The sequence below is a fragment of the Vibrio sp. 378 genome (genome assembly GCF_033339435.1).
In genome coordinates, this window is record NZ_JAWOUO010000345.1 from 1 (window position 1) to 827 (window position 827).

General features: G+C 44.5%; 1 protein-coding gene. It reads left to right on the forward strand.

Annotation, left to right across the window (positions count from 1 at the left end; all coding sequences use genetic code 11):
- A partial coding sequence (locus R7Q48_RS26175; protein WP_318133104.1) for a substrate-binding domain-containing protein occupies positions 1 to 827 on the forward strand: 827 nt, incomplete at both ends.

The window sequence follows — 827 nt, forward strand, 5'->3', positions numbered from 1 at the left end:
AAAAAGTAATGAAAGCGGTTGATGAGCTTAACTACGCACCAAGCGCAGTTGCTCGTAGTTTAAAATGCAACTCAACTCGTACTATTGGTATGTTGGTAACACAGTCAACTAACCTATTCTTCTCTGAAGTGATCGACGGTGTAGAAAGTTACTGCTACCGTCAAGGTTACACATTGATCTTGTGTAATACTGGCGGCATCTACGAGAAACAGCGCGACTACATCCGCATGCTTGCTGAGAAACGTGTAGATGGCATTTTGGTGATGTGTTCAGATCTAACCGAAGAACTAAAAGAGATGTTAGATCGTCACTCAGATATCCCGAAAGTTGTGATGGATTGGGGCCCAGAGAGTTCTCGTGCGGACAAGATCATCGATAACTCTGAAGAAGGTGGCTACCTAGCAACTAAATATCTTATCGATAACGGCCACACTGACATCGCCTGCCTTAGTGGTCACTTTGAGAAACTTGCTTGCCAAGAGCGTATCGCTGGTTTTCGTCGTGCCATGGCTGAAGCAAAACTGCCAATCAATGAAGATTGGATTCTTGAAGGTAACTTTGAATGCGATACTGCGGTACTGGTTGCAGACAAGATCACCGCGATGGAAAAACGCCCTACTGCAGGATTCTGTTTTAACGACACAATGGCACTTGGCTTAATCAGCCGTCTGCAACAAAACGGCATCAAGGTTCCAGATGACGTTTCTGTTATCGGTTACGACAATAGAAACGGCATCAAGGTTAAAGATGACGTTTCTGTTATCGGTTACGACAACATTGAACTTGCAGAGTACTTCTCACCAACGCTAACAACGATTCACCAACCT